General features: G+C 68.3%; 19 protein-coding genes. 10 read left to right on the plus strand and 9 right to left on the minus strand.

What is annotated here, in order from left to right; all coding sequences use genetic code 11:
* The first annotated feature begins 9 nt into the window (after positions 1 to 9).
* The 3 genes from CHB77_RS09125 to CHB77_RS09135 all read left to right on the plus strand — a co-directional run bounded on the left by CHB77_RS09125 (position 10) and on the right by CHB77_RS09135 (position 3,000).
* Complete coding sequence (locus CHB77_RS09125; RefSeq protein ID WP_089387902.1) at positions 10 to 1,137, plus strand: glycosyltransferase; 1,128 nt, start codon at positions 10 to 12, stop codon at positions 1,135 to 1,137.
* 96 nt (positions 1,138 to 1,233) lie between these two features.
* The gene (locus tag CHB77_RS09130) at positions 1,234 to 2,166 is read left to right on the plus strand and encodes a DMT family transporter (protein WP_089387903.1); all 933 of its coding nucleotides are present in this window, start codon (positions 1,234 to 1,236) and stop codon (positions 2,164 to 2,166) included.
* An 81-nt stretch (positions 2,167 to 2,247) separates the two neighbouring features.
* Positions 2,248 to 3,000, plus strand: coding sequence for a peptidoglycan-binding domain-containing protein (locus CHB77_RS09135; protein ID WP_089388045.1), 753 nt, complete (start codon positions 2,248 to 2,250; stop codon positions 2,998 to 3,000).
* 18 nt (positions 3,001 to 3,018) lie between these two features.
* Here the strand turns inward: CHB77_RS09135 and CHB77_RS09140 are convergent, their stop codons facing one another.
* Together CHB77_RS09140 and CHB77_RS09145 are read right to left on the minus strand one after the other, a co-directional pair.
* A complete protein-coding gene (locus CHB77_RS09140) occupies positions 3,019 to 4,383 on the minus strand; it encodes a sensor histidine kinase (protein ID WP_089387904.1) in 1,365 nt (454 codons plus the stop codon).
* Positions 4,383 to 5,051, minus strand: coding sequence for a response regulator transcription factor (locus CHB77_RS09145; protein WP_089387905.1), 669 nt, complete (start codon positions 5,049 to 5,051; stop codon positions 4,383 to 4,385). The genes CHB77_RS09140 and CHB77_RS09145 overlap by 1 nt, the downstream gene beginning before the upstream one ends.
* Before the next feature lie 78 nt (positions 5,052 to 5,129).
* Between CHB77_RS09145 and CHB77_RS09150 the strand changes: the two genes are divergently transcribed.
* From CHB77_RS09150 to CHB77_RS09175, 6 genes are all read left to right on the plus strand, one after another.
* A complete protein-coding gene (locus CHB77_RS09150) occupies positions 5,130 to 6,179 on the plus strand; it encodes an ABC transporter substrate-binding protein (protein WP_089387906.1) in 1,050 nt (349 codons plus the stop codon).
* A 58-nt stretch (positions 6,180 to 6,237) separates the two neighbouring features.
* Complete coding sequence (locus CHB77_RS09155) at positions 6,238 to 7,761, plus strand: UxaA family hydrolase (RefSeq protein WP_089387907.1); 1,524 nt, start codon at positions 6,238 to 6,240, stop codon at positions 7,759 to 7,761.
* Positions 7,762 to 7,884: 123 nt separating this feature from the next.
* Positions 7,885 to 8,829, plus strand: a complete 945-nt coding sequence (locus CHB77_RS09160) for a tripartite tricarboxylate transporter substrate binding protein (RefSeq protein ID WP_089387908.1) — start codon at positions 7,885 to 7,887, stop codon at positions 8,827 to 8,829.
* Complete coding sequence (locus CHB77_RS09165; RefSeq protein ID WP_089387909.1) at positions 8,826 to 9,332, plus strand: tripartite tricarboxylate transporter TctB family protein; 507 nt, start codon at positions 8,826 to 8,828, stop codon at positions 9,330 to 9,332. The genes CHB77_RS09160 and CHB77_RS09165 overlap by 4 nt, the downstream gene beginning before the upstream one ends.
* Positions 9,329 to 10,846, plus strand: a complete 1,518-nt coding sequence (locus CHB77_RS09170) for a tripartite tricarboxylate transporter permease (protein ID WP_089387910.1) — start codon at positions 9,329 to 9,331, stop codon at positions 10,844 to 10,846. The genes CHB77_RS09165 and CHB77_RS09170 overlap by 4 nt, the downstream gene beginning before the upstream one ends.
* Before the next feature lie 197 nt (positions 10,847 to 11,043).
* Positions 11,044 to 11,223 (plus strand): hypothetical protein, encoded by a 180-nt coding sequence (locus tag CHB77_RS09175; protein WP_089387911.1) that lies wholly within the window; start codon positions 11,044 to 11,046, stop codon positions 11,221 to 11,223.
* 81 nt (positions 11,224 to 11,304) lie between these two features.
* Here the strand turns inward: CHB77_RS09175 and CHB77_RS09180 are convergent, their stop codons facing one another.
* The 7 genes from CHB77_RS09180 to CHB77_RS09210 are packed head-to-tail and all read right to left on the minus strand — an operon-like array spanning position 11,305 to position 19,243.
* Positions 11,305 to 12,252, minus strand: a complete 948-nt coding sequence (locus CHB77_RS09180; protein WP_089388046.1) for an ABC transporter substrate-binding protein — start codon at positions 12,250 to 12,252, stop codon at positions 11,305 to 11,307.
* A gap of 26 nt (positions 12,253 to 12,278) precedes the next feature.
* Positions 12,279 to 13,268, minus strand: a complete 990-nt coding sequence (locus CHB77_RS09185) for an ABC transporter permease (protein ID WP_089387912.1) — start codon at positions 13,266 to 13,268, stop codon at positions 12,279 to 12,281.
* Positions 13,265 to 14,752: a sugar ABC transporter ATP-binding protein gene (locus CHB77_RS09190; protein WP_207303033.1), complete on the minus strand. Its 1,488-nt coding sequence runs from the start codon at positions 14,750 to 14,752 to the stop codon at positions 13,265 to 13,267. The genes CHB77_RS09185 and CHB77_RS09190 overlap by 4 nt, the downstream gene beginning before the upstream one ends.
* Positions 14,749 to 15,891 carry a Gfo/Idh/MocA family protein gene (locus tag CHB77_RS09195; protein WP_207303032.1) on the minus strand — a complete coding sequence of 381 codons (1,143 nt, stop codon included), beginning with the start codon at positions 15,889 to 15,891 and terminating at the stop codon, positions 14,749 to 14,751. The genes CHB77_RS09190 and CHB77_RS09195 overlap by 4 nt, the downstream gene beginning before the upstream one ends.
* Positions 15,891 to 16,946: a sugar phosphate isomerase/epimerase family protein gene (locus CHB77_RS09200; protein WP_089387914.1), complete on the minus strand. Its 1,056-nt coding sequence runs from the start codon at positions 16,944 to 16,946 to the stop codon at positions 15,891 to 15,893. The genes CHB77_RS09195 and CHB77_RS09200 overlap by 1 nt, the downstream gene beginning before the upstream one ends.
* A gap of 12 nt (positions 16,947 to 16,958) precedes the next feature.
* Positions 16,959 to 18,263, minus strand: a complete 1,305-nt coding sequence (xylA, locus tag CHB77_RS09205; RefSeq protein ID WP_089387915.1) for a xylose isomerase — start codon at positions 18,261 to 18,263, stop codon at positions 16,959 to 16,961.
* Complete coding sequence (locus CHB77_RS09210; RefSeq protein WP_089387916.1) at positions 18,260 to 19,243, minus strand: LacI family DNA-binding transcriptional regulator; 984 nt, start codon at positions 19,241 to 19,243, stop codon at positions 18,260 to 18,262. Before CHB77_RS09210 ends, xylA begins: the two co-directional genes overlap by 4 nt.
* Before the next feature lie 233 nt (positions 19,244 to 19,476).
* On the opposite strand from CHB77_RS09210, the gene CHB77_RS09215 reads away from it, so the two are divergent.
* Positions 19,477 to 20,037 (plus strand): PRC-barrel domain-containing protein, encoded by a 561-nt coding sequence (locus CHB77_RS09215; protein ID WP_165456244.1) that lies wholly within the window; start codon positions 19,477 to 19,479, stop codon positions 20,035 to 20,037.
* The last annotated feature ends 49 nt before the right edge of the window (positions 20,038 to 20,086 follow it).

Here is a 20,086-nt window from a genome sequence, read left to right on the forward strand (position 1 = left end):
CCGGATGACATGCGCATCGCCCTGCTGGCCCATGTCCGCCATCCCATCGCCCCCCCGTTCATGGGCGGGATGGAATCCCATACCTGGCATCTGGCGCGGGGGCTGACGGCGCGCGGCCACGATGTGACGCTGTTCGCATCCGGCGACAGCGATGCGGCGGGGGAATTGTGGCCGGTCCTGCCGCAATCCTATCACGGCGACTACCTGCCCGGCGAACCCGAACTGAACGCCTGGCTGGACGCGCGGTTCGCCAAGGCGGCGGAAACGCTGCTTGGCGGGGGCTTCGATATCGTCCACAACAATTCGCTGCACCGTTATCCGCCGCGACTGGCGCGCCAGCATCGTCTGCCCTGTGTCACCTCGCTGCACATCCCGCCCTTCGAGGCGCTGCACCGGGCGGTCCTGGGCAGCGCCGCCCCCTGGTCGCGGTTCACCGTCACCTCGGCCCGCCAGATCGAAAGCTGGTGGGGCGACGCCCCCCCGCCCGAAGCCGCGGTGGTCCATAACGGCATCGACACGGATCTGTGGCCCTTTGGCCCCGCGGGCGACGGCAGCGCCGTCTGGGCCGGGCGGATCACGCCCAACAAGGGCGCGCATCTGGCCGTCCGCGCGGCGGCGCTTGCCGGGATGCCGCTGGCCCTGTTCGGCGCGGTCGAGAACCGGGGCTATTTCAACGCCGAAATTGCGCCCTTCCTGCAAGGGGATATCCGCTATGGCGGGCATCTGTCGGGGCCGGAACTGGCGCGGGAATTCGGCCGCGCCTCGGTCCTGATGTTCACGCCGCTGTGGGACGAACCCTTTGGCCTGACCGCCATCGAGGCGATGTGCTGCGGCCTGCCCGTCGCCGCCATCGACATGGGCGCCGCGCGCGAGGTGATCGGTCCCGCCGGGCGTTTTGCCGAGGCTCCCGAACCGCAGGCCCTGGCCGACGCGGCCCAGGCGGCCCTGTCGATCCCGCGCCGCGCCGCGCGTGACCGGGTGCTGGAATGCTTTGCCCTCGACCGGATGATCGCGGGTTACGAACGCCAGTACGCCCTGGCCATCGAAGGGCTGGCGCAGACCGCGGCGCCGGTCGCCTTTGCGGCCTGGGATCTGTGCGTGCTGCCGGAACGGGACCGGATCGCGGCGGCGTCCTGACCCGGATTTTCTGCACGATCTGCAAGACAGCCTCTTGTGGCCCGGCCGTCCCCGCCCTAACCATGGCGCGTCCGATGTCCCGACGGCGTTCGCACCATGCCCTACCAGAATCCGATGCAGGGAATCCTGCTGAAATGCGCCAGCGTGGCGGTGTTCACGGTGATGGCGGCGATGGTCAAGGCCACGTCCGAAACCGCGGATGTGCCGGCGGGCCAGCAGGTGTTCTTCCGGTCGCTGTTCGCGATCCCGGTGATCCTGGCCTGGCTGGCCCTGCGCGGCGAACTGTCGGTGGGCCTGCGCACGGTCCGGCCCATGGGCCATGTCTATCGCGGCCTTGTCGGCACGCTGTCCATGGCCCTGAACTTCTGGGCCTTGTCGCTGCTGTCGTTCCCCGAGGCAACGGCCATAGGCTATGCCGCGCCGCTGCTGGTGGTGATCTTCGCCGCCATGTTTCTGGACGAGGACGTGCGCCTGTTCCGCCTGTCCATGGTGGGCATCGGCCTGACCGGCGTGCTGATCGTGCTGTCGCCGCAGCTGCGGCTGGGCACCGATCCCGATCCCGCCCGGATGCTGGGCGCGGTGGTGGCCCTGGGCGGGGCCTCGGGGGCTGCACTGGCGCAGATCTTCGTGCGCAAACTGGTTCAAGAGGAACGCACATCGGCGATCGTGTTCTGGTTTTCCTTCACGTCAACCGTGCTGGGGCTGGCGACGCTGCCTTTTGGATGGGTCATGCCCGATGCGACAACCGCAGCCCTGTTGATCGGCAGCGGCATCCTGGGGGGCGTGGCACAAATCATGCTGACCTCGGCCTATCGTCATGCCGACGCCTCGCTGGTGGCGCCGTTCGAATATGTCTCGATGCTGCTGGCCATCGCCATCGGCTGGTATGTGTTCGGCGAGGCGCCGACCGGCGTAGTGCTGACCGGCGCGGCCCTGGTCATCGCGGCGGGAATCGCGATCATCTGGCGCGAACGGCGGCTGGGGCTGGAACGCAGCCGCCCGCGCAAGGCGATGACCCCGCAGGGCTAAGGGTCCGCCGGAACCGAAGGCCGTCGATCCGCGCTATAGGTCCGGCGCCCCGCGGGGGGGCATGACATGGGGGACCATCCGATGGTCAGAACGATCTTCACAGCGGCTGTGATCGCCGCGTCCTTGGCGGCACCTGTGCCGGCGCAGGATCTGGGCGAGATCGTGGGCGGCGTCGCGCGGCAGTATCTGCAACAGGAACAGGACCGGGCCACCTTTGCCCAGGCCCAGAGCCAAGGCACCCGGCGGGCCTATCAATCCTATCTGCAACAGTTCCCGGACGGGCTTTACGCCGCGCAGGCGCGGGACCAGATCGCACGGCTGGGCGGCGGAACGGCCGCCGCGCCCGCCAATCCGTACGACGGCGGCGGCACCGCCGGCCTGTCCCGGCAGCAACGCCTGTCGATCCAGCAGCGGCTGAACGCGCTCGGCTACAGCACCAACGGTGCGGACGGCAACTTTGGCCCCGGCACGCGCCGCGCCATCGCCCTGTGGCAACGGGACCGCAACTATGCGCAAACCGGCAGCCTCAGCACCGCCCAGGCGAACGAGATCCTGCGCGGCACCGCCGCCACGACGGTAGGTCGCCCGACCCAGGCCGAACTGGCCGACGCCGGGACAAGCGGCCCCGCCCAGGCCGAGGCGCGGCTTGGCCTGTCCCCATCGCAGCGCCGGGCGGTCCAGGCCGGGCTGACGCAGCGCGGCTTCGACACGCGCGGCATCGACGGAATCTTCGGCCAAGGCACCCGCAATGCCCTCGCGGGCTGGCAGCGCGCCAATGACCAGACCGCCACCGGCTATCTGACCGCGGCGCAATATCAGCGGCTGGCCCAGTAACCCGCAGCCCGCGTCGTCTTAGGCCATAGGCAAGTGCAGTTCCGCCCGCAGCCCGCGTCCGCCCGGCCCATCCAGCAGGGCCAGCCGGCCGCCGAACAGCGCCGCGATCTCGGCCACGATGGCAAGGCCCAGGCCAAGCCCCTCGGCCCCGGTTCCGCCGCGGGCGAAACGGGCGCCCAAGCCCGCGCGGGCATCGGCGGGAATGCCGGGACCATCGTCGATCACGGCCAGGATCGCCCCGTCAGGCCCGCCGCGGACGCTGACCGTCACCATGGCGCCGCGCCCTGCATAGGCAATGGCGTTGTCGATCAGGTTTGCCAAGGCCTCGGCCAGCAGCACGGGTTCCGCGCGGATCTGCGCGGGGTCGCCGCCAAGGCCGTCGTCGAAGCCCAGATCGATCCCGGCATCGGCGGCGCGGGGGATGGAATCGCCCGTGATGCCGCGCGCCAGGGCCGCCAGATCCACCGGGGCCAGGGCCGCCTGTCCCGGCGCGGCATCGATGCGGGCCAGCAGCAGCAGTTGCGTCAGCACCCGTTCGGCATGGGCAAGCGCCGCATCGCCCTTGGCCACGGCGGACTGCATCGCCTGCGGGGTGTCCGCCCGGCTGGCCAGGGCCATTTGCGTGCGCAGGACCGCCAGCGGCGTGCGCAACTGATGGCTGGCGTTGCCGGTGAAATTGCGCAGCGCGTCAAGCGCGGTGCCCAGCCGGGCCATGAAGGAATTGACCGCCTCGACCAGGCCCTGCACCTCGGTCGGGACGCGGTCGCGGATGGGCGACAGATCGTCAGGAGACCGAATCGCGATGGCGTCGCTCAGGCGATTCAAGGGGCGCAGGGCCAACGGCACCGCGATCCAGACGATCAGCGCGGCGCCCCCGATCATGCCCGTCAGCCGCAAAGCCGACCGGATCAAGATCGACCGGGCCAATTCCCGCCGGGCCAGCGTGGATTCGGCGACGGTCACGGCAAAGGGGATGGATTCGACCCCGGTGGACACGGTGCGGGCCAGGGTGATGACGCGGATCGCATCGCCCGCGAAGACGCCATCGGCAAAACCGCGTCCGTCGCTGTCGACCGGGGCAGGCGTCAGGGCGCGATACCCGGTCAGATAGCCCAGCGGCCCATCGACGCGATAAAACACCCGGTCCTGCGCGGTCGAGGTCAGCATTTCCAGGGCCGAATAGGGGATGTCCACCTGCAATCCCGTATCCTCGTCCACCGTCACCCGTTCGGCGATGGCCAGCGCGGATCCGGTCAGCACGCGGTCGGACACGCGGGTCGCGGTCGTCACGGCCTCGCGCCAGGTGTCGGCCAGGGCCAGCAGGCCCAGGATCGCGGTCGCGGCCAGCAGCCAGCCCAGCAGGCGGCGGCGCAGCGACCCCATCAGGACGACCTGTCGATGTAATATCCAATGCCGCGCGCGGTGCGCAGATGCACGTCGTGGGGGGCCAGCCTGCGGCGCAGGCGGCTGGCATACTGCTCGATGGCGTTTTCCGACAGGCTGTCGTCCAGGCTGGTCAGCGACTGGACAATGGTGTCCTTGGTCACGACCTTGCCCGCGCGCATGAACAAAAGTTCCAGCAGCGCCAGTTCGCGGGCGGGCAGATCCAGGGCCGCGCCGCCTGCCGTGAACCGCCGCGCGGCCAGATCCAGCGTGACCCCGCCCACGGTCACGACCGCCGCCCGCAACCCCGCCTGGCGGCGCAGCAGCGAACGGACCCTCGCCTCGAATTCGCCGATGTCGAAGGGCTTGACCATGTAATCGTCCGCGCCCAGGTCCAGCCCGCGCACCCGGTCCTCGGGCGCGCCCCGCGCGGTCAGGACCAGCACGGCCGCCTGGTTGCCCCGCGCCCGCAACTGGCGCAGCACCGACAACCCGTCCATCTGCGGCAGGTTCAGATCCAGGATCACCAGATCGAACCGTTCCGCCGCCGCAAGCGCCTCGGCCGAGGCGCCGTCGGCCACGCGGTCCACCGCATGGCCGGCGCCCGTCAGCAGGGACTGAAGGGCCTCGGCCAGCTGTTCATTGTCCTCGACCAGCAAAAGCCGCATCGCCCATCCCCCTTGGCGATCACGATAGCCGCGCGCCGGGGCGTTGTGAACCGGCCCCGCCGCTGGCATGGTGGCGCGATGATCCTGCGCGCGATCCTTGCCCTGCTGCTTCTGGCGCCGCCCCTGCGGGCCGAGGTCTTTACCTATCCCGGCGGGGATCAGGTGCTGACGATCTATTCGTCGCTGGACAACCACATGGCCGCGCCGCTGATCGCAGGGTTCCAGGCCGAGAACCCCGACGTGACGGTGGCGTATCAGGAATTGCTGACCGGAGAACTGAACGACCGGATCGTGGCCGAAACCGATGCGGGACGGCCCACGGCGGATTTCGCCTTTTCGTCCGCGATGGATCTTCAGGTCAAGCTGGCCAATGACGGCTATGCGCGGCCCGCGATCACGCCCGACAGCGCGGGCTGGCCCCGCTGGGCCAACTGGCGCGACACCGCCTATGCGCTGACCTTCGAACCGGCCGTCCTGATCTATTACCGCCCGGCCTTCCGCGACCGTCCGCCGCCCGCCTCGCGGTTCGACCTGATGGACTGGCTGGCGCGGGGCGGAGCGGCGGTGCGGGGCCGCATCGGCACCTATGACATCGAACGGTCGGCGGTGGGATATCTGTTCCTGGCCCGCGATCAGGAACATTTCCCCGACATCTGGGGGGTGATCGACGCCATGGGCCGGGCAGGGGTGCAACAGTTTTCCACCAGCCAGCAGATCCTGGAACGGGTCGCGGACGGGCGGCTGCTGATCGGGTACAACATCCTGGGATCCTATGCCGCCGACTGGGCGCGCGACCATCCCGACGTGGGCATGGTGCTGCCGCGCGATTTCACGGTGGTCGTGTCCCGCGTGGGGCTGGTGCCGCGCGCCGCCGCCCGGCCCGACCTGGGCGCGCGGTTCCTGGGCTTCTTCATGTCGCGGGCGGGCCAGACCATCCTGGCCGAAAAGCTGCGCCTGCCCGCCGTCAGCCTGGAGGTGTCGGGCGACAACAGCGCCCGGACCATGCAGGCCGCGCTTGGCGCGCAACTGCGCCCGGTGACGGTCAGCCCCGGCCTGCTGGTCTATCTGGACCAGGCCAAGCGCGCCCGCCTGATCGACCGCTGGCGCCGCGCGGTCGGGGGCGGGTAAGGGATTGACGCATGGAACGGGCGCCTTCTAATTCAGGACGCATCATCGGGGGACGATCATGGACAAGCCGCAAATCCTGCGCCTGAACGAGGCCGACAACATCGTCGTGGCCATCGCGGACCTGCGCGAGGGAACCCCGGTCGAGGGCGCCGTCCGCGCCAGCCGCCGCATCCCGCGCGGCCACAAGATCGCGTCCCGCGCCATCGCCCCCGGCGAACCGATCCGCAAGTTCGGCCAGATCATCGGCTTTGCCAGCACCCCGATCGCGCCGGGCGACTGGGTGCACGAACAGAACGTCACCATGGGCGATTTCGACCGCGACTATGCCTTCGCGTCCGAGGCCCGCGCCCCCGAATCCCTGCGCCAAGGCGAGGTTCCGGCGCATTTCCAGGGCTTTCGGCGCCCTGACGGACGGACAGGCACGCGCAATTACATCGGCATCCTGTCGTCGGTGAACTGTTCGGCCACCGTGGTCGACTACATCGCCGATCAGGCGATGCGGTCGGGAATGCTGGACGATCACCCCGACATCGACGGCTTTGTCGCCCTGCCCCACGGACAGGGCTGCGGCATGGCGTCCAGGGGCGAAAGCTATGACCTGCTGGCGCGCACGACCTGGGGCTATGCCAGCCATCCGAACTTTGCCGCCGTGCTGCTGGTGGGCCTGGGATGCGAGGTGTTCCAGATCGCGCGGCTGAAGGACGCCTATGGCATCGCCGAGGGCGATCATTTCCAGTCCCTGACCATCCAGGACACGGGCGGCACCCGCCGCGCCATCGACGCGGGCGTGGCGAAGCTGCGCGACCTGCTGCCCGTCGCGGCGCGGGCGCGGCGCGAGCCTATCCCCGCGTCCGAACTGACCCTGGCGCTGCAATGCGGCGGATCGGACGGATATTCCGGGCTGACGGCCAATCCCGCGCTTGGCGTCGCCGCCGACATGCTGGTGCGCCAGGGCGGCACCGCGATCCTGTCGGAAACGCCCGAGATCTTCGGCGCCGAACACCTGCTGACGCGCCGCGCCGAAACGCCCGAGATCGGCCGCAAGATCGTCGAGCTGATCGACTGGTGGACCGATTACACCACCCGCAACGGCGGAGAGATGAACAACAACCCCTCGCCCGGCAACAAGGCGGGCGGGCTGACCACGATCCTGGAAAAATCGCTGGGCGCGGTCGCCAAGGGCGGCACCTCGACCCTGCGCGGGGTCTATCGCTACGCCGAACGGATCGACCGCAAGGGGTTCGTCTATATGGACACGCCGGGATACGACCCGGTGGCGGCGACGGGGCAGGTGGCGGGGGGCGCCAACGTGCTGTGCTTCACCACCGGGCGGGGGTCGGCCTATGGCTGCAAGCCGGTGCCGTCCATCAAGCTGGCCACGAACACGCCCCTGTTCCAGCGGATGGGGGACGACATGGACATCAACTGCGGCGACATCGTGGACGGCGTGCCGCTGGAGGAAAAGGGCGCCGAGATCTTCCAGGCGATCCTGGCCACCGCCTCGGGCCGAAAGACCAAATCCGAGGATCTGGGCTATGGCCGGCATGAATTCGTGCCCTGGCAGATCGGCGCGGTGATGTAGGGCGCGATTTTTTCGAAACACGACGCTCATGTCAGGCTGATGACAGGTTCATCGTGTTTGGTCGCCTCATCCGGGCTGGAGGGTCCGGTCCGCACGTCCGTGCATCTGGGAGGATGACAAACCATGAAACGCACCCTTTTCGCAGGGCTGATCGCCGCCGCCCTCGCGGTTCCGGCCCATGCCGAAAACTATACCATCATCGCGCCCGCGGCGCCCGGCGGCGGCTGGGACCAGACCGCCCGCACCATGCAGGAAGCCTTGCAGGGCGAAGGCATTTCCGACACCGTGCAGGTCCAGAACGTCCCCGGCGCGGGCGGCACGGTGGGCCTGGCGCAGTTCGTGGCGTCCGCCCAGGGCAAGGCCGACCAGCTGATCGTCGGCGGCTATGTGATGGTCGGCGCGATCCTGACCAATGCCAGCCCCGTGTCCCTGGCCGACGTGACGCCCATCGCGCGGCTGACCGGCGAATACGAGGCGATCGTGGTTCCCGCCGCGTCCGACATCCAGGACATCGGCCAGTTGGTGGAAATGCTGAAGGCCGATCCCGGCGCGGTCAGCTGGGCCGGCGGATCGGCGGGCGGCGCCGACCACATCGCCGTGGGGCTGATCGCCAAGGCGGCGGGCGTGGATCCCACGAAAATCAACTATATCGCCTATTCCGGCGGGGGCGAGGCCCTGGCCGCGATCCTGGGCAGCCAGGTCACGGCGGGCATTTCGTCCCTGGGCGAATTCAAGGCCCAGGCCGATGCGGGGACGCTGCGGATCCTGGCCGTGTCGTCGGACGAACGGATCGAGGGGGTGGACGCGCCCACGCTGAAGGAAGCGGGCCTGGACGTGTCCCTGCAGAACTGGCGCATGGTCGCCGCCGCGCCCGGCCTTACCGACGAACAGAAGGCCGCGATCGGCGCCGACATCGACGCCATGGTCAAATCCAAGACCTGGCAGGATGCCTTGGCGACCAAGGGCTGGGCCGACACCTATCTGGCGGGCGACGAATTCCAGGCGCAGCTTGAACAGGACATCGCCGCCACCGATACGGTCCTTCGGGACATCGGTCTGGTGAAATGAACGGAACCACCCCCGAAACGCGTCGCCCCGATGGGGCGACGCTGGTGGCCGCGGCGATCCTGGCCGCCATCGCCATCGTCATCTGGCGCGACGCCGCGCGTCTGCCGCAGGCGGGGGGTTATGCGGGCGTCGGTCCCGCCGACGTGCCCCGCTGGATCGCCATCGGCCTGGGCGGCCTGGCGCTGTGGTCGCTGGTCGAGGCGTTCCGTTCCGGCAAGACCGGGCGAGAGCCGCAGAACGTCGGCCCGATCCTGTGGATCATCGGCGGACTGGCCGCGCAGCTGGCGCTGCTGACCACGGCGGGGTTTTCCATAGCCACGGGGCTGCTGTTCGCCGCCACGGCCCACGCCTTCGGCAAGCGCAACCTGGTTCTGACCGTGCCGGTCGGCATCGTCTTTGCCCTGGTCGTGTATCTGATCTTCGCGGGGCTTCTCAAGCTCAGCCTGCCCGCCGGTCCGCTTGAAGGGCTGATCTGGGGCCTGTTCCGGGGGACGCCCGCGTGACCACCTTCGATTTCCTGTTGCAGGGCCTGTCGGTCGCGCTTGATCCGATGATCCTGATGTATGCGCTGATCGGCGTGACGCTGGGCACCGCCGTGGGCGTGCTGCCGGGCATCGGCCCCGCGCTGACCGTGGCGCTGCTGCTGCCCGTCACCTATGGGCTGGACCCGGCCGGATCGCTCATCATGTTCGCGGGGATTTACTACGGCGGGATGTATGGCGGATCCACGACCTCGATCCTGCTGAACACGCCCGGCGAAAGCGCGTCCATCGTCACGGCGCTTGAAGGCAACAAGATGGCCCGCGCCGGGCGCGGCGGCCCGGCCCTGGCGACCGCCGCCATCGGATCGTTCATCGCCGGTCTGGGGGCCACGCTGCTTCTGGCCTTCGTCGCCCCCACCGTGGTCAAGCTGGCCCTGGTGTTCGGACCCCGCGACTATTTCGCGCTGATGGTTCTGGCCTTCGTCACCGTGTCGTCCGCCTTTGGGGAAAGCGCGCGCAAGGGGCTGATCTCGCTGTTCGTCGGGCTGGCGCTTGCGCTTGTTGGAATCGACCAGCTGACCGGCCAGGCGCGGCTGTCCTTCGGCGTGCCGCAGCTGCTGGACGGGATCGAGGTCACGACCCTGGCCGTCGCCATGTTCGCCGTGGGCGAGGCGCTGTTCGTGGCAGCCAGGCGCGACACCGTCGATGACGAGGTGATCGCGGTCAAGAGATCGGTCTGGATGACCGCCCGCGACTGGGCGCGATCGTGGAAACCCTGGCTGCGCGGCACCGCCATCGGCTTTCCCATCGGCGCCATGCCCGCGGGCGGCGCCGACATCGCCACCTTTCTGTCCTATGCCGCCGAAAAGCGCATGTCCATGCACCCCGAGGAATTCGGCAACGGCGCCATCGAAGGCGTCGCGGGGCCGGAGGCCGCCAACAACGCCAGTGCCGCCGGAACGCTGGTGCCCCTGCTGACGCTGGGCCTGCCCACCACGGCCACGGCGGCGATCATGCTGGCGGGGTTCCAGCAGTTCGGCCTGCAACCCGGCCCGCTGCTGTTCGCCACCAACCCCCAGCTGGTCTGGGGCCTGATCGCGTCCCTGCTGATCGCCAACCTGATGCTGCTGGTTCTGAACCTGCCGCTGATCGGGCTGTGGGTCAGGCTGCTGACCATACCGCGCCCCTGGCTTTATGCCGGGATCCTGGTGTTCGCGACGCTGGGCACCATTGGCGCCAACCCGTCGCCGGTCGAACTGTCGATGCTGCTGATCTTTGGCGTCATGGGCTATGCGATGCGGCTTTACGGCTATCCCATCGCGCCGGTGGTGGTGGGGCTGATCCTGGGACCGATGGCCGAACAGCAGTTGCGCCGGGCCTTGTCGATCAGCCAGGGCGATCTGTGGACGCTGGTCGGATCGCCGGTGTCGGCCACGCTGCTGGGGCTGTCGGCCATCGCGCTGATCGTGCCGCTGATCCTGCGGGCGCGGGGCAAGGGCGCCGTCCTGAACCAGTTGGCCTCGGACGAGGACTGAGGAGATCCGGGCATGGCCGCATGGCTCCGGCGCGATGCCGGGGCCATCCATGATGCAAACGGCATCCAAGCGGTCGGGGCCTGGTCAGGATCGATTACCCATGCACGGGTCGCATGACCGATCTGCGCATTTGCTGCGTTGCGGCGCGACCGGGAAAGCCCCATCTTTCGTCTGTCAACCAACGACAGAAAAGAGAGATGACCATGACCGCCCTCCGCACCGCCGTGACCCGCATCCGCGCGTTTCTGGACGTGATGGATGCCGCCATTTCCGCGTCGGCCGCAGTGCGTTCGCACCATGTGCCCGCCATCGCCGACCTGCGCCGCCTGGGGATCGATCCGAACCGCGCCGCACTGGACGCCCTGTCGCGCGTCTGATCCGCGCCCGCCCGGATGGTCAGGCCCGCCGACTGGCGGGCCTTTTGCGTTGCGGATCGCGCCGGCCATGGGCCGGACCAGTCAGAACGGGCTGTCGGGGTAATAATAGGTTTCGGCGTTGTCGGGCGTGACCAGCACCGATCCGATGATGAAATCGCCCGACACCGGCGCCGGCGAGACCATGCCCACGGCGGTCAGTTCGATCGCGGTGGCGATCATGGCGGGGGGATAGGTGACATTGGCGGGGATCATCGCGTCGCCGTCCATGGTGCGCTTGACCATCTCCTTCATGCCCGCGCCCCCCAGGACGAACTTGATGTCGTCGCGGCCCGCCGCCTCGATGGCGCCCAGAACCCCGACCGCCATGTCGTCGTCGGATGCCCAGACCGCATCGATCTGCGGATATTTGGACAGGAAATCCTGCATGACGGTAAAGGCCTTGTCGCGGTTCCAGTCGCCGTGTTCCATGCCCAGGACTTCGATGTTCTTGCCCTCGATCGCGGCCTGGAACCCTTCGACGCGTTCGTTGTCGATGGTGGTGGGGATGCCGCGCAGCACGACGATCTTGCCGCCATCCGGCATGGCCTGGGCCATGTATTCGCCCGCGACGCGGCCGAAGCCGGGGTTGTCGCCCGCGACATACAGATCCTCGATCCCGTCCTGCGACAGTCCGCGATCCACCACGGTGATCCAGGCGCCGGACGCCTTGACGTTCTGGACCGGCCCGGTCAGCGGTTCGGATTCGAAGGGCAGCACCACAAGCGCGTCGATGTTGCGGGTGGCCACCATGTCCTCGATGTCGTTGACCTGCTTGGCGGGGTCGGATGCCGTCGCCAGCACGAAATCCAGTTGCGGATAGGTTTCCTCCAGCCGGTCCACGGCGGCCTGCGCGAAATAGTTCATGCCGCCCGCCCAGCCATGCGTGGCGGCCGGGATCGACACGCCGATCACCTTGGTTTCCCCGTCCTGCGCAAGCGCGGGCGCGGCCAGCGCGGCGGCGATGGCCAGACCCGATACGAAATGCTTCATGGTTTTCCCTCCCAGTTGGACCCGGCTCATGCGCGGGCCTTGCCGTCGCGCTGCAACACCACAGCGAGAACGATGATGGCCCCCTGAATGGCGCCGTTCAGATAGGGCGATACGAAATCCGTCAGATTCAGCAGGTTGCCGATCAGCGTCAGGATCAGCACACCGATGACCGTGCCCCAGACCCGGCCGAACCCGCCCTTCAGCACCGTGCCGCCGATGATGACGGCGGCGATGGCCTCCAGTTCCCACAGCATCCCGGTCGCGGATGACGCGGATCCCAGGCGCGGCACATACATGATGGTGGCGATGCCGACCAACAGCCCGAGTGCTGCATAGGTCGTCAGCCGCACCCGATCCACGCGGACCGACGAATACTTGGCGACCTGTTCGTTCGATCCGATGGCCGCGCAATGGCGGCCAAAGGCGGTGGATCGCATGACGATTTCGCCAAGGACCACCACCACGGCAAAGACGATGATGGGCCAGGTGATGCCCGCGATGCCGCCGTAATAGACCGGCTGGTACAGGCTGCGCAGGTTGAAATCCAGCGACAGCGTGCCCCCGTCGGCCAGCCATGTGACCAGGCTGCGATAGATCCCCATGGACCCCAGGGTGACGATGAACGCCTCGATCCCCAGGCGGGTAATCAGGATGCCGTTCAGCAGCCCCGCCGCCAGACCCGCCAGCAGCGCCACGGCCATGCCGACCAGGATCACCGGAATGCCGACGCCCATCGTGGGCACCAGGCTGTTCATCACCAGGATCATCAGCCCGGCGATGAACGCGGCCATGGATCCGACCGACAGGTCCAGCCCGCCCGCCGTGATGACGAAGGTCATGCCCACGGCGATGATGCCGATGAAGGCCGACCGGGCCAGCACGTTCGTCACGTTGTCCCAGCCCAGGAAGTTCGGGTTCATCAGCGCCCCCGCGACGACCAGCAGGACCAGGGCCAGGATGGGGCCGATCACGGTCATGCGGATGCGGCGGGGGGCCGGTGCGGCGGCGTCGGTCATGCGGGTTCCCTTTCCGTCGCAACGCCCATGGCGAGCTTGACGATGGCATCCTCGGTCGCGTTCGCGCCCAACTCGCCGGTGACGCGGCCGTGGCGCATGACCAGGATGCGGTCGGCCAGCCCGATCACCTCCTGCATTTCCGACGAGATGACGACGATGGCCCGCCCCTCGGACGCCAGCTTGCGGATCAGGGCGTACATCTGCTGCTTGGTGCCGATGTCGATGCCGCGCGTGGGTTCGTCGATGACGATGATCCGCGGGTCCGCCAGCAGGGTCTTGGCGAACAGCAGCTTCTGCTGGTTGCCGCCCGACAGGTTGCCGACCAGGGCGGCCCGATCGCCGCGGATGTCGAAATCGGCAATGGCCTGGTCCAGGGCGCGTTCCTCGGCCCCCGTGTCGATCAGGCCCCGGTCGAATTTCGCCAAGGCCTGCAAGGTCAGGTTTTCGCGCAACCCCTTGGACAGCAGCAGGCCGCGCGTCTTGCGATCCTCGGTCAGGTAGCACAGGCCAAGCGCCTGGGCCTGCCATGGGTGGTCGATGCGGACGCTTTCGCCAAAGATCCTCACGTCCCCGGTGGCGGGGCGCAATCCGCACAGCCCCTCGAAGGTCTCGGTGCGGCCCGATCCGATCAGGCCCGCAACGCCCAGGATCTCGCCGCGCCGCAGGGTAAAGCCGACATCATGGGAAAAGCCCGGCACGGTGAGGTCGCGGACCTCCAACGCGACCTCGCCCGGCGTCGAAACCTTGGCGGGGAACAGATCCGACTTTTCCCGGCCCACCATGGCATTGGCCATCGCGTGCTGGTCCATGCGCGACGCCTCTCCGGTCCAGACGACGCGGCCGTCGCGCATGATGGTCAGGTCGTCGGCGATGTCTTCCACCTCGTCCAGCTTGTGGGACGTGAACAGCACCGCCGTTCCCGCATCGCGCAACGCGCGGACCTGGCGCAGCAGGATCGCGGTTTCCGCCCGCGTCAGCACGGCGGTCGGTTCGTCCATCACCAGCACGCGCGTGTCGCGCAGCAGGGCCTTGGCGATTTCCACCATCTGCTTGTCGCTGTTGGACAGGGTCGAGACCACCCGGTCGGGCGCGACGCGGCATTCCAGCCGGTCCAGCAGTTCCCGCGTCCGTGCCCGCATCGCGGGCTTGTCCAGCAAAGGGCCACGTTTCAGTTCCCGGCCCAGGAAGATGTTCTGTTCCACCGTCAGCTGTTCGGCCAGGTTGAATTCCTGGTGGATCATGGAAATCCCCTGCGCCTCGGCCTGGCCCATGTCGGCAAAGGCCACCGGCCGGCCGTCCAGAGCCACCTGCCCCGACGAGGGCGGCTGGTATCCCGCCATGATCTTCATGGTGGTGGACTTGCCGGCGCCGTTTTCGCCGATCAGCGCGTGGACCCGGCCGGGGCGCAGGGCGATGTCCACGCCATGCAGCACCTCGATCGGGCCAAAGCTGCGGCTGACGTTTTTCAGGGCCAGCACGCTCACAGCGTCACCCAGGCGGCATTGTCGCGGGACGACCGGATGCAGGCGTCGATGAAGCGCATTCCGGCCAGCCCCGCGTCCAGCCCCGGCAGCAGGTCCAGGTCGGGCGCGCGTTCGCCGCGCTGCGCCGCCCGGATCGCCCGCGCGGCCCCGGCATAGATATTGGCGAAACCTTCCAGATAGCCCTCGGGGTGGCCGCCCGGCGTGCGGCTGACCGCGTTGGCAGCCTCTGACGCGCCCGCGCCCCGGCGGGTCAGCAGGCGCTTGGGTTGGCCAAAGGGCGCGAACCACAGATAGTTCGGATCCTCCTGCCCCCATTCCAGCCCGCCCTTGTCGCCATAGACGCGCAGGCGCAGGCCGTTCTCGTTGCCCGGCGCGACTTGCGAACACCACAGCATCCCGCGCGCGCCATCGTTCAGGCGCAGCAGGATATGGGCGTTGTCGTCCACCCGCCGCCCCGGCACGAAGCTGTGCAGGTCGGCGGACAGTTTTTCCACCGTCAGCCCGGTCACGAAGCAGGCCAGGTTGTGCGCGTGCGTGCCGATGTCGCCGATGGATCCGCCCGCCCCGGACCGTTCGGGATCGGTGCGCCATTCGGCCTGCTTGTTGGCGCCCGTCTGTTCCGCAGCCTCGGTCAGCCAGTCCTGGGCGTATTCGACCTGCACGATGCGGACCCGGCCCAGATCGCCCGCCGCGACCATGGTGCGCGCCTGCCGGATCATCGGATAGCCGGTATAGTTGTGCGTCAGGATGAACAGCGCGTCCGAGGCCCGGATCGCGGATTCCAGATCCGCCGCCTGATCCATCGTCGCCGTCAGCGGCTTGTCGCAGATCACGTGGATGCCGCGTTCCAGGAACGCCGCCGCCGCCGGGGCGTGGACATGGTTCGGCGTGACGATGGCCACCGCCTCGATCCCGTCGGGACGCGCCGCCTCGGCCTCGGCCATGTCATCGAAACGGCCGTAGCAGCGGTCGGGATCCAGCCCCAGGGCCGCGCCGCTGTCGCGCGCCTTTTCGGGCGTTGATGACAGCGCCCCCGCCACCAGGTCGAAGTCCCCGTCAAGACGCGCGGCGATGCGGTGGACCGCGCCGATGAACGCGTCCTTGCCGCCCCCGACCATGCCCAGCCTGATGCGCGCCATCACGAGATCCCCAGCATCCGGCGGTTCGCGGCGTCGTCCGTGCCGCCGTCCGCGAAATCGTCAAAGGCCTTGTCCGTCACCCGGATGATGTGGTCGCGCACGAATGCGGCGCCTTCGCGCGCGCCGTCCTCGGGGTGTTTCAGGCAGCATTCCCATTCGACCACCGCCCAGCCGTCGAAATCGTTGGCCGCCATCTTGGAAAAGACCGCGCCGAAATCGACCTGCCCGTCGCCCAGCGACCGGAACCGCCCGGCCCGGTCCACCCAGGGCTGGAAGCCGCCATAGACGCCCTTGCGCCCGGTCGGGTTGAATTCCGCGTCCTTGACGTGGAACATGCGGATCCGGTCGCGATAGATGTCGAGGTTGTCCAGATAGTCCAGGCATTGCAGGACGTAATGGGACGGATCGTACAGCATGTTGGCCCGCGCGTGGCCGTTCACGCGGTCCAGGAACATCTCGAAGCTGTCGCCGTCGTGCAGATCCTCTCCGGGATGGATTTCATAGCAGATGTCCACGCCGCAGTCCTCGGCATGGTCCAGGATCGGGCGCCAGCGGCGGGCCAGTTCGTCAAAGGCCATCTCCACCAGCCCCGCCGGGCGCTGCGGCCAGGGATAGACGAAGGGCCAGGCCAGGGCGCCGGAAAAGCTGGCCATCGCGGTCAGGCCCAGGCGGCGGCTGGCACTCAGCGCCTTTTTCACCTGATCCACGGCCCATTCCTGCCGGGCCTCGGGATTGCCGCGCATGTCCGGCACGGTGAATCCGTCGAAGGCGGCGTCATAGGCCGGATGGACGGCGACCAACTGGCCTTGCAGATGGGTGGACAGTTCGGTGATCCGCACGCCGTTCGCGGCGGCCACGCCCGCGATCTCGTCGCAGTAATCCGTGCTGTCCGCCGCACGGGCCAGGTCGAACAGCCGCCCGTCCCAGCTTGGCACCTGGACGCCTTCGTATCCGCAATCGGCCGCCCATGCCGTGATGCCGTCCCATGTGTCGAACGGCGCCTGATCGCCCACGAACTGCGCCAGAAACAGCGCCGGTCCCTTGATGGTCTTCATGGCCGTCCCCCTTCACACATAGCGATTGACCAGGTTTTCCAGAATCTCCTGCCGGCCCGAGACCGGGTGCGGATCCAGCCCCGCTGCCGACGCCCGGTCGGCGATGCCGTCCAGCGTCGCGCCGGGGTCCAGCATCGCCCGCGCGTCCGGGCGGTCCCACCCGGCATAGCGGTCACGGCGCGCGGCCTCCAGCCGGTCGTCCTCCAGCATCGCGGCCGCCGCCGTCAGCCCGCGCGCGCAGACATCCATGGCGCCGGCATGGGCCATGACCAGATCGGCGGGGTCCAGCGACTGGCGCCGGATCTTGGCGTCGAAGTTCGTGCCCCCCGTGGTGAAGCCGCCGCCCCTCAGGATCTCGTAATAGGCCAGCGTCACGTCGGGCACGTTGTTCGGGAACTGATCGGTGTCCCAGCCCGACTGCGGGTCGTTGCGGTTCATGTCGATGGATCCGAAGATGCCGAGCGCGTTGGCAAGCGCGATCTCGTGTTCGAAGCTGTGGCCCGCCAGGATCGCATGGCCCTGTTCGATGTTGACCTTGACCTCGGTTTCCAGGCCGCAGCGTTTCAGGAGGCCATAGACCGTGGCCACGTCGAAATCGTACTGGTGCTTGGTCGGCTCCTGCGGTTTGGGTTCGATCAGGATGGTGCCCTTGAAGCCGATCCTGTGCTTGTACTCGACAACCATCGACAGGAACCGGCCCATCTGGTCCAGCTCGCGGCCCAGGTCGGTGTTCAGCAAGGTCTCGTAGCCCTCGCGCCCGCCCCACAACACGTAATTCTCGCCCCCCAGGCGATGCGTCACGTCCAGGCAGTCGCGCACCGTGGCGGCGGCATGGGCGAACACGTCCGGGTCGGGATTGGTCGCGGCCCCGGCCATGTAGCGGCGGTTGGAAAACAGGTTGGCCGTCCCCCACAGCAGGCGCGGCCCGCCATCGGCCATCCGTTCGCCCATCCGGTCCGCGACGCGGTTCAGCCGGTCGCGGCTTTCGGCCAGGCTGGCGCCTTCGGGGCGGATGTCGTGGTCGTGAAAGCAGAAGAACGGCGCCCCAAGGATCCGAAAGAAATCAAAGGCGGCATCGACGCGCCGTTCGGCCAGATCCATCGTGTCGGCGGGAAACCAGGGACGCTCGAACGTCCGCCCGCCAAAGGGATCGCCGCCTTCCCAGCAAAAGCTGTGCCACCAGGCCGCGGCAAAGCGCAGGTGGTCGGCCAGCCGCTTGCCCATCACCATCCGATCCGGGTCGTAATGGCGAAAGGCCGGGCCGTCCGCGTCGGGATCGAAGGTCAGCGGCGGGATCGCGTCGAAATAGCCGGTCATGCGCAGTCCTCTGGCAGGTTGTCCTTGAAGAAGATGGCGGGCGTGATCGTCGCGGGGACCGGATCCTCGCCATCGGCAATGGACTTCAGCGCGTCAAGCGCGCGGGCGGCCTCCTCGGCGGGTTTCTGATCGATCACCACGTCGATCAGGCCGTCCTGCAACGCGGCGCGCGAATGCGGGGTCAGTTCGTGCACGACGGCGAACGGCCGCCGCGCCATCCCGGCCATGACCGCAAACAGGCCGCGGTTGCCCGCGCCGATCGAATAGATGCCGGTGATGGCCGGATCGTCGGCCAGCGCCTGCCCCACCATCCGGCGCATCCGGTCGGGCTGGTCCCGGACCTGAACGGGCGGCAGCAGATCCAGATGGCCGTCCAGAACCTCGGCCGCGCCGGTCAGGCGGTCGCGGTGATCCTGCAAGGCCAGCGACCCCACCACCGGCAGGATGCGTCCCGGTCCGCCGCGATGCGCGATCCGCAGCAGGCGGGCGGCCGTGCGCCCGGCCACAAGATTGTCGATGCCCACGTAAAGACGCCGGCCCGGCATGTCGGACACCACCGCCACGACCGGCACGCCATCCGCGGACAGGCCGTTCGTCATTGTCCCCAGGCCTTCGGTCTGCGCGCCGACCATGGCGATGCCGTCGCACTCCGGGATCGGTGCGCCATCCGGCGGCAGGTCGCGCAGATCCAGCACAACCCGTTCCCCCGCTCGCGTCCGGGCCTCGTCCAGCAGGGCCTGCCGCAGATGCGAAAAGAAACCGTGGTCGCCGGGCGGGACATAGGCCACGAAGCGGTAGCTGCGCCCACGCGACAGATTGGCCGCGCTGATGTCGCGGCAATAGCCCAGATCGGCGATGGCCTGCCGGACCCGCAGCACAGACTTTTCGGCCACCCCGCCGCGTTGGTTGAGCACGCGGTCGGCGGTCGAATAGCTGACCCCGGCCGCCCGCGCCACATCGTGCAGCGTTGGGTTGCGCATGTCCCGATTGTCCTCCCTCGGGCAGCATCCGCGCGAAAATGAAAGACGTCAATCATTTTTTGCGCCCCCGTGCCGGGCAGGCCGAAATCAGGGGCGCAGGCCATGTCCCCGGTGGGTTCCGATGACGCACCATCACGATTTGGTTTCCGGGAATGCGCGTGTTTTTCGGAACTTGCAGCGCGTGTGCTGGTTGTCTGCCTGCAACCCCGATGGGTGTTCCAATGAGGTATATGATGACCAAGCTTCTGACGTCGACCGCCCTGATCGCCATGCTGGCTGGACCGGCTCTGGCGCAGACCGCGACGGATCCCGCCACCACCGCCCCGGCCACGACCGAGGCCCCGATGACCACGGAAACGATGCCGGCTGGCGATGCCGCCGCGATGCCCGCAGGGGACGCCGCCGCGACCACGGCGGCACCGATGGGCACCGATGCCGGGTTCGGCTTCATGTCCGACCCCACCGACATGTCGGCCGAGACGTTCATCGGCAAGAACCTGTATGTCGCGGAAGCCGACGTCGATATGAACGCCACCTATACCGAAGTCGATGCCGACTGGGATGACATCGGCGAGATCAGCGACATCGTCCTGTCGGCTGACGGGCAGATCAAGGGTGTGCTGATCGATATCGGCGGTTTCCTGGGTCTGGGTGCCAAGACGGTCGCCGTTTCGATGGACCAGTTGCGCGTGATCCGCGACGGCGATGCCGAGAACGAGTATTTCATCGTGTTCACCTCGAACCGCGAGGCTCTGGAAGCCGCGCCGGAATACGAGTGGGCCGAACGCACCTGATCCGAACGACCTTTCGGAACAAGCCCGAGGCGCAACCGCGCTTCGGGCT

This window comes from Paracoccus sediminis, from assembly GCF_900188295.1.
GTDB lineage: Bacteria > Pseudomonadota > Alphaproteobacteria > Rhodobacterales > Rhodobacteraceae > Paracoccus > Paracoccus sediminis.

Bases quoted from the DNA above. Each gene is read 5' to 3' on its own strand.
- CHB77_RS09150 (WP_089387906.1), top strand. From the start codon at position 5,130: ATGATCCTGCGCGCGATCCTTGCCCTGCTGCTTCTGGCGCCGCCCCTG.
- CHB77_RS09160 (WP_089387908.1), top strand. From the start codon at position 7,885: ATGAAACGCACCCTTTTCGCAGGGCTGATCGCCGCCGCCCTCGCGGTT.
- CHB77_RS09195 (WP_207303032.1), bottom strand. From the start codon at position 15,891: ATGGCGCGCATCAGGCTGGGCATGGTCGGGGGCGGCAAGGACGCGTTC.
- CHB77_RS09130 (WP_089387903.1), top strand. From the start codon at position 1,234: ATGCCCTACCAGAATCCGATGCAGGGAATCCTGCTGAAATGCGCCAGC.
- CHB77_RS09125 (WP_089387902.1), top strand. From the start codon at position 10: ATGCGCATCGCCCTGCTGGCCCATGTCCGCCATCCCATCGCCCCCCCG.
- CHB77_RS09165 (WP_089387909.1), top strand. From the start codon at position 8,826: ATGAACGGAACCACCCCCGAAACGCGTCGCCCCGATGGGGCGACGCTG.
- CHB77_RS09215 (WP_165456244.1), top strand. From the start codon at position 19,477: ATGACCAAGCTTCTGACGTCGACCGCCCTGATCGCCATGCTGGCTGGA.
- CHB77_RS09135 (WP_089388045.1), top strand. From the start codon at position 2,248: ATGGTCAGAACGATCTTCACAGCGGCTGTGATCGCCGCGTCCTTGGCG.
- CHB77_RS09185 (WP_089387912.1), bottom strand. From the start codon at position 13,268: ATGACCGACGCCGCCGCACCGGCCCCCCGCCGCATCCGCATGACCGTG.
- CHB77_RS09180 (WP_089388046.1), bottom strand. From the start codon at position 12,252: ATGAAGCATTTCGTATCGGGTCTGGCCATCGCCGCCGCGCTGGCCGCG.
- xylA (WP_089387915.1), bottom strand. From the start codon at position 18,263: ATGACCGGCTATTTCGACGCGATCCCGCCGCTGACCTTCGATCCCGAC.
- CHB77_RS09145 (WP_089387905.1), bottom strand. From the start codon at position 5,051: ATGCGGCTTTTGCTGGTCGAGGACAATGAACAGCTGGCCGAGGCCCTT.
- CHB77_RS09155 (WP_089387907.1), top strand. From the start codon at position 6,238: ATGGACAAGCCGCAAATCCTGCGCCTGAACGAGGCCGACAACATCGTC.
- CHB77_RS09175 (WP_089387911.1), top strand. From the start codon at position 11,044: ATGACCATGACCGCCCTCCGCACCGCCGTGACCCGCATCCGCGCGTTT.
- CHB77_RS09210 (WP_089387916.1), bottom strand. From the start codon at position 19,243: ATGCGCAACCCAACGCTGCACGATGTGGCGCGGGCGGCCGGGGTCAGC.
- CHB77_RS09140 (WP_089387904.1), bottom strand. From the start codon at position 4,383: ATGGGGTCGCTGCGCCGCCGCCTGCTGGGCTGGCTGCTGGCCGCGACC.
- CHB77_RS09200 (WP_089387914.1), bottom strand. From the start codon at position 16,946: ATGAAGACCATCAAGGGACCGGCGCTGTTTCTGGCGCAGTTCGTGGGC.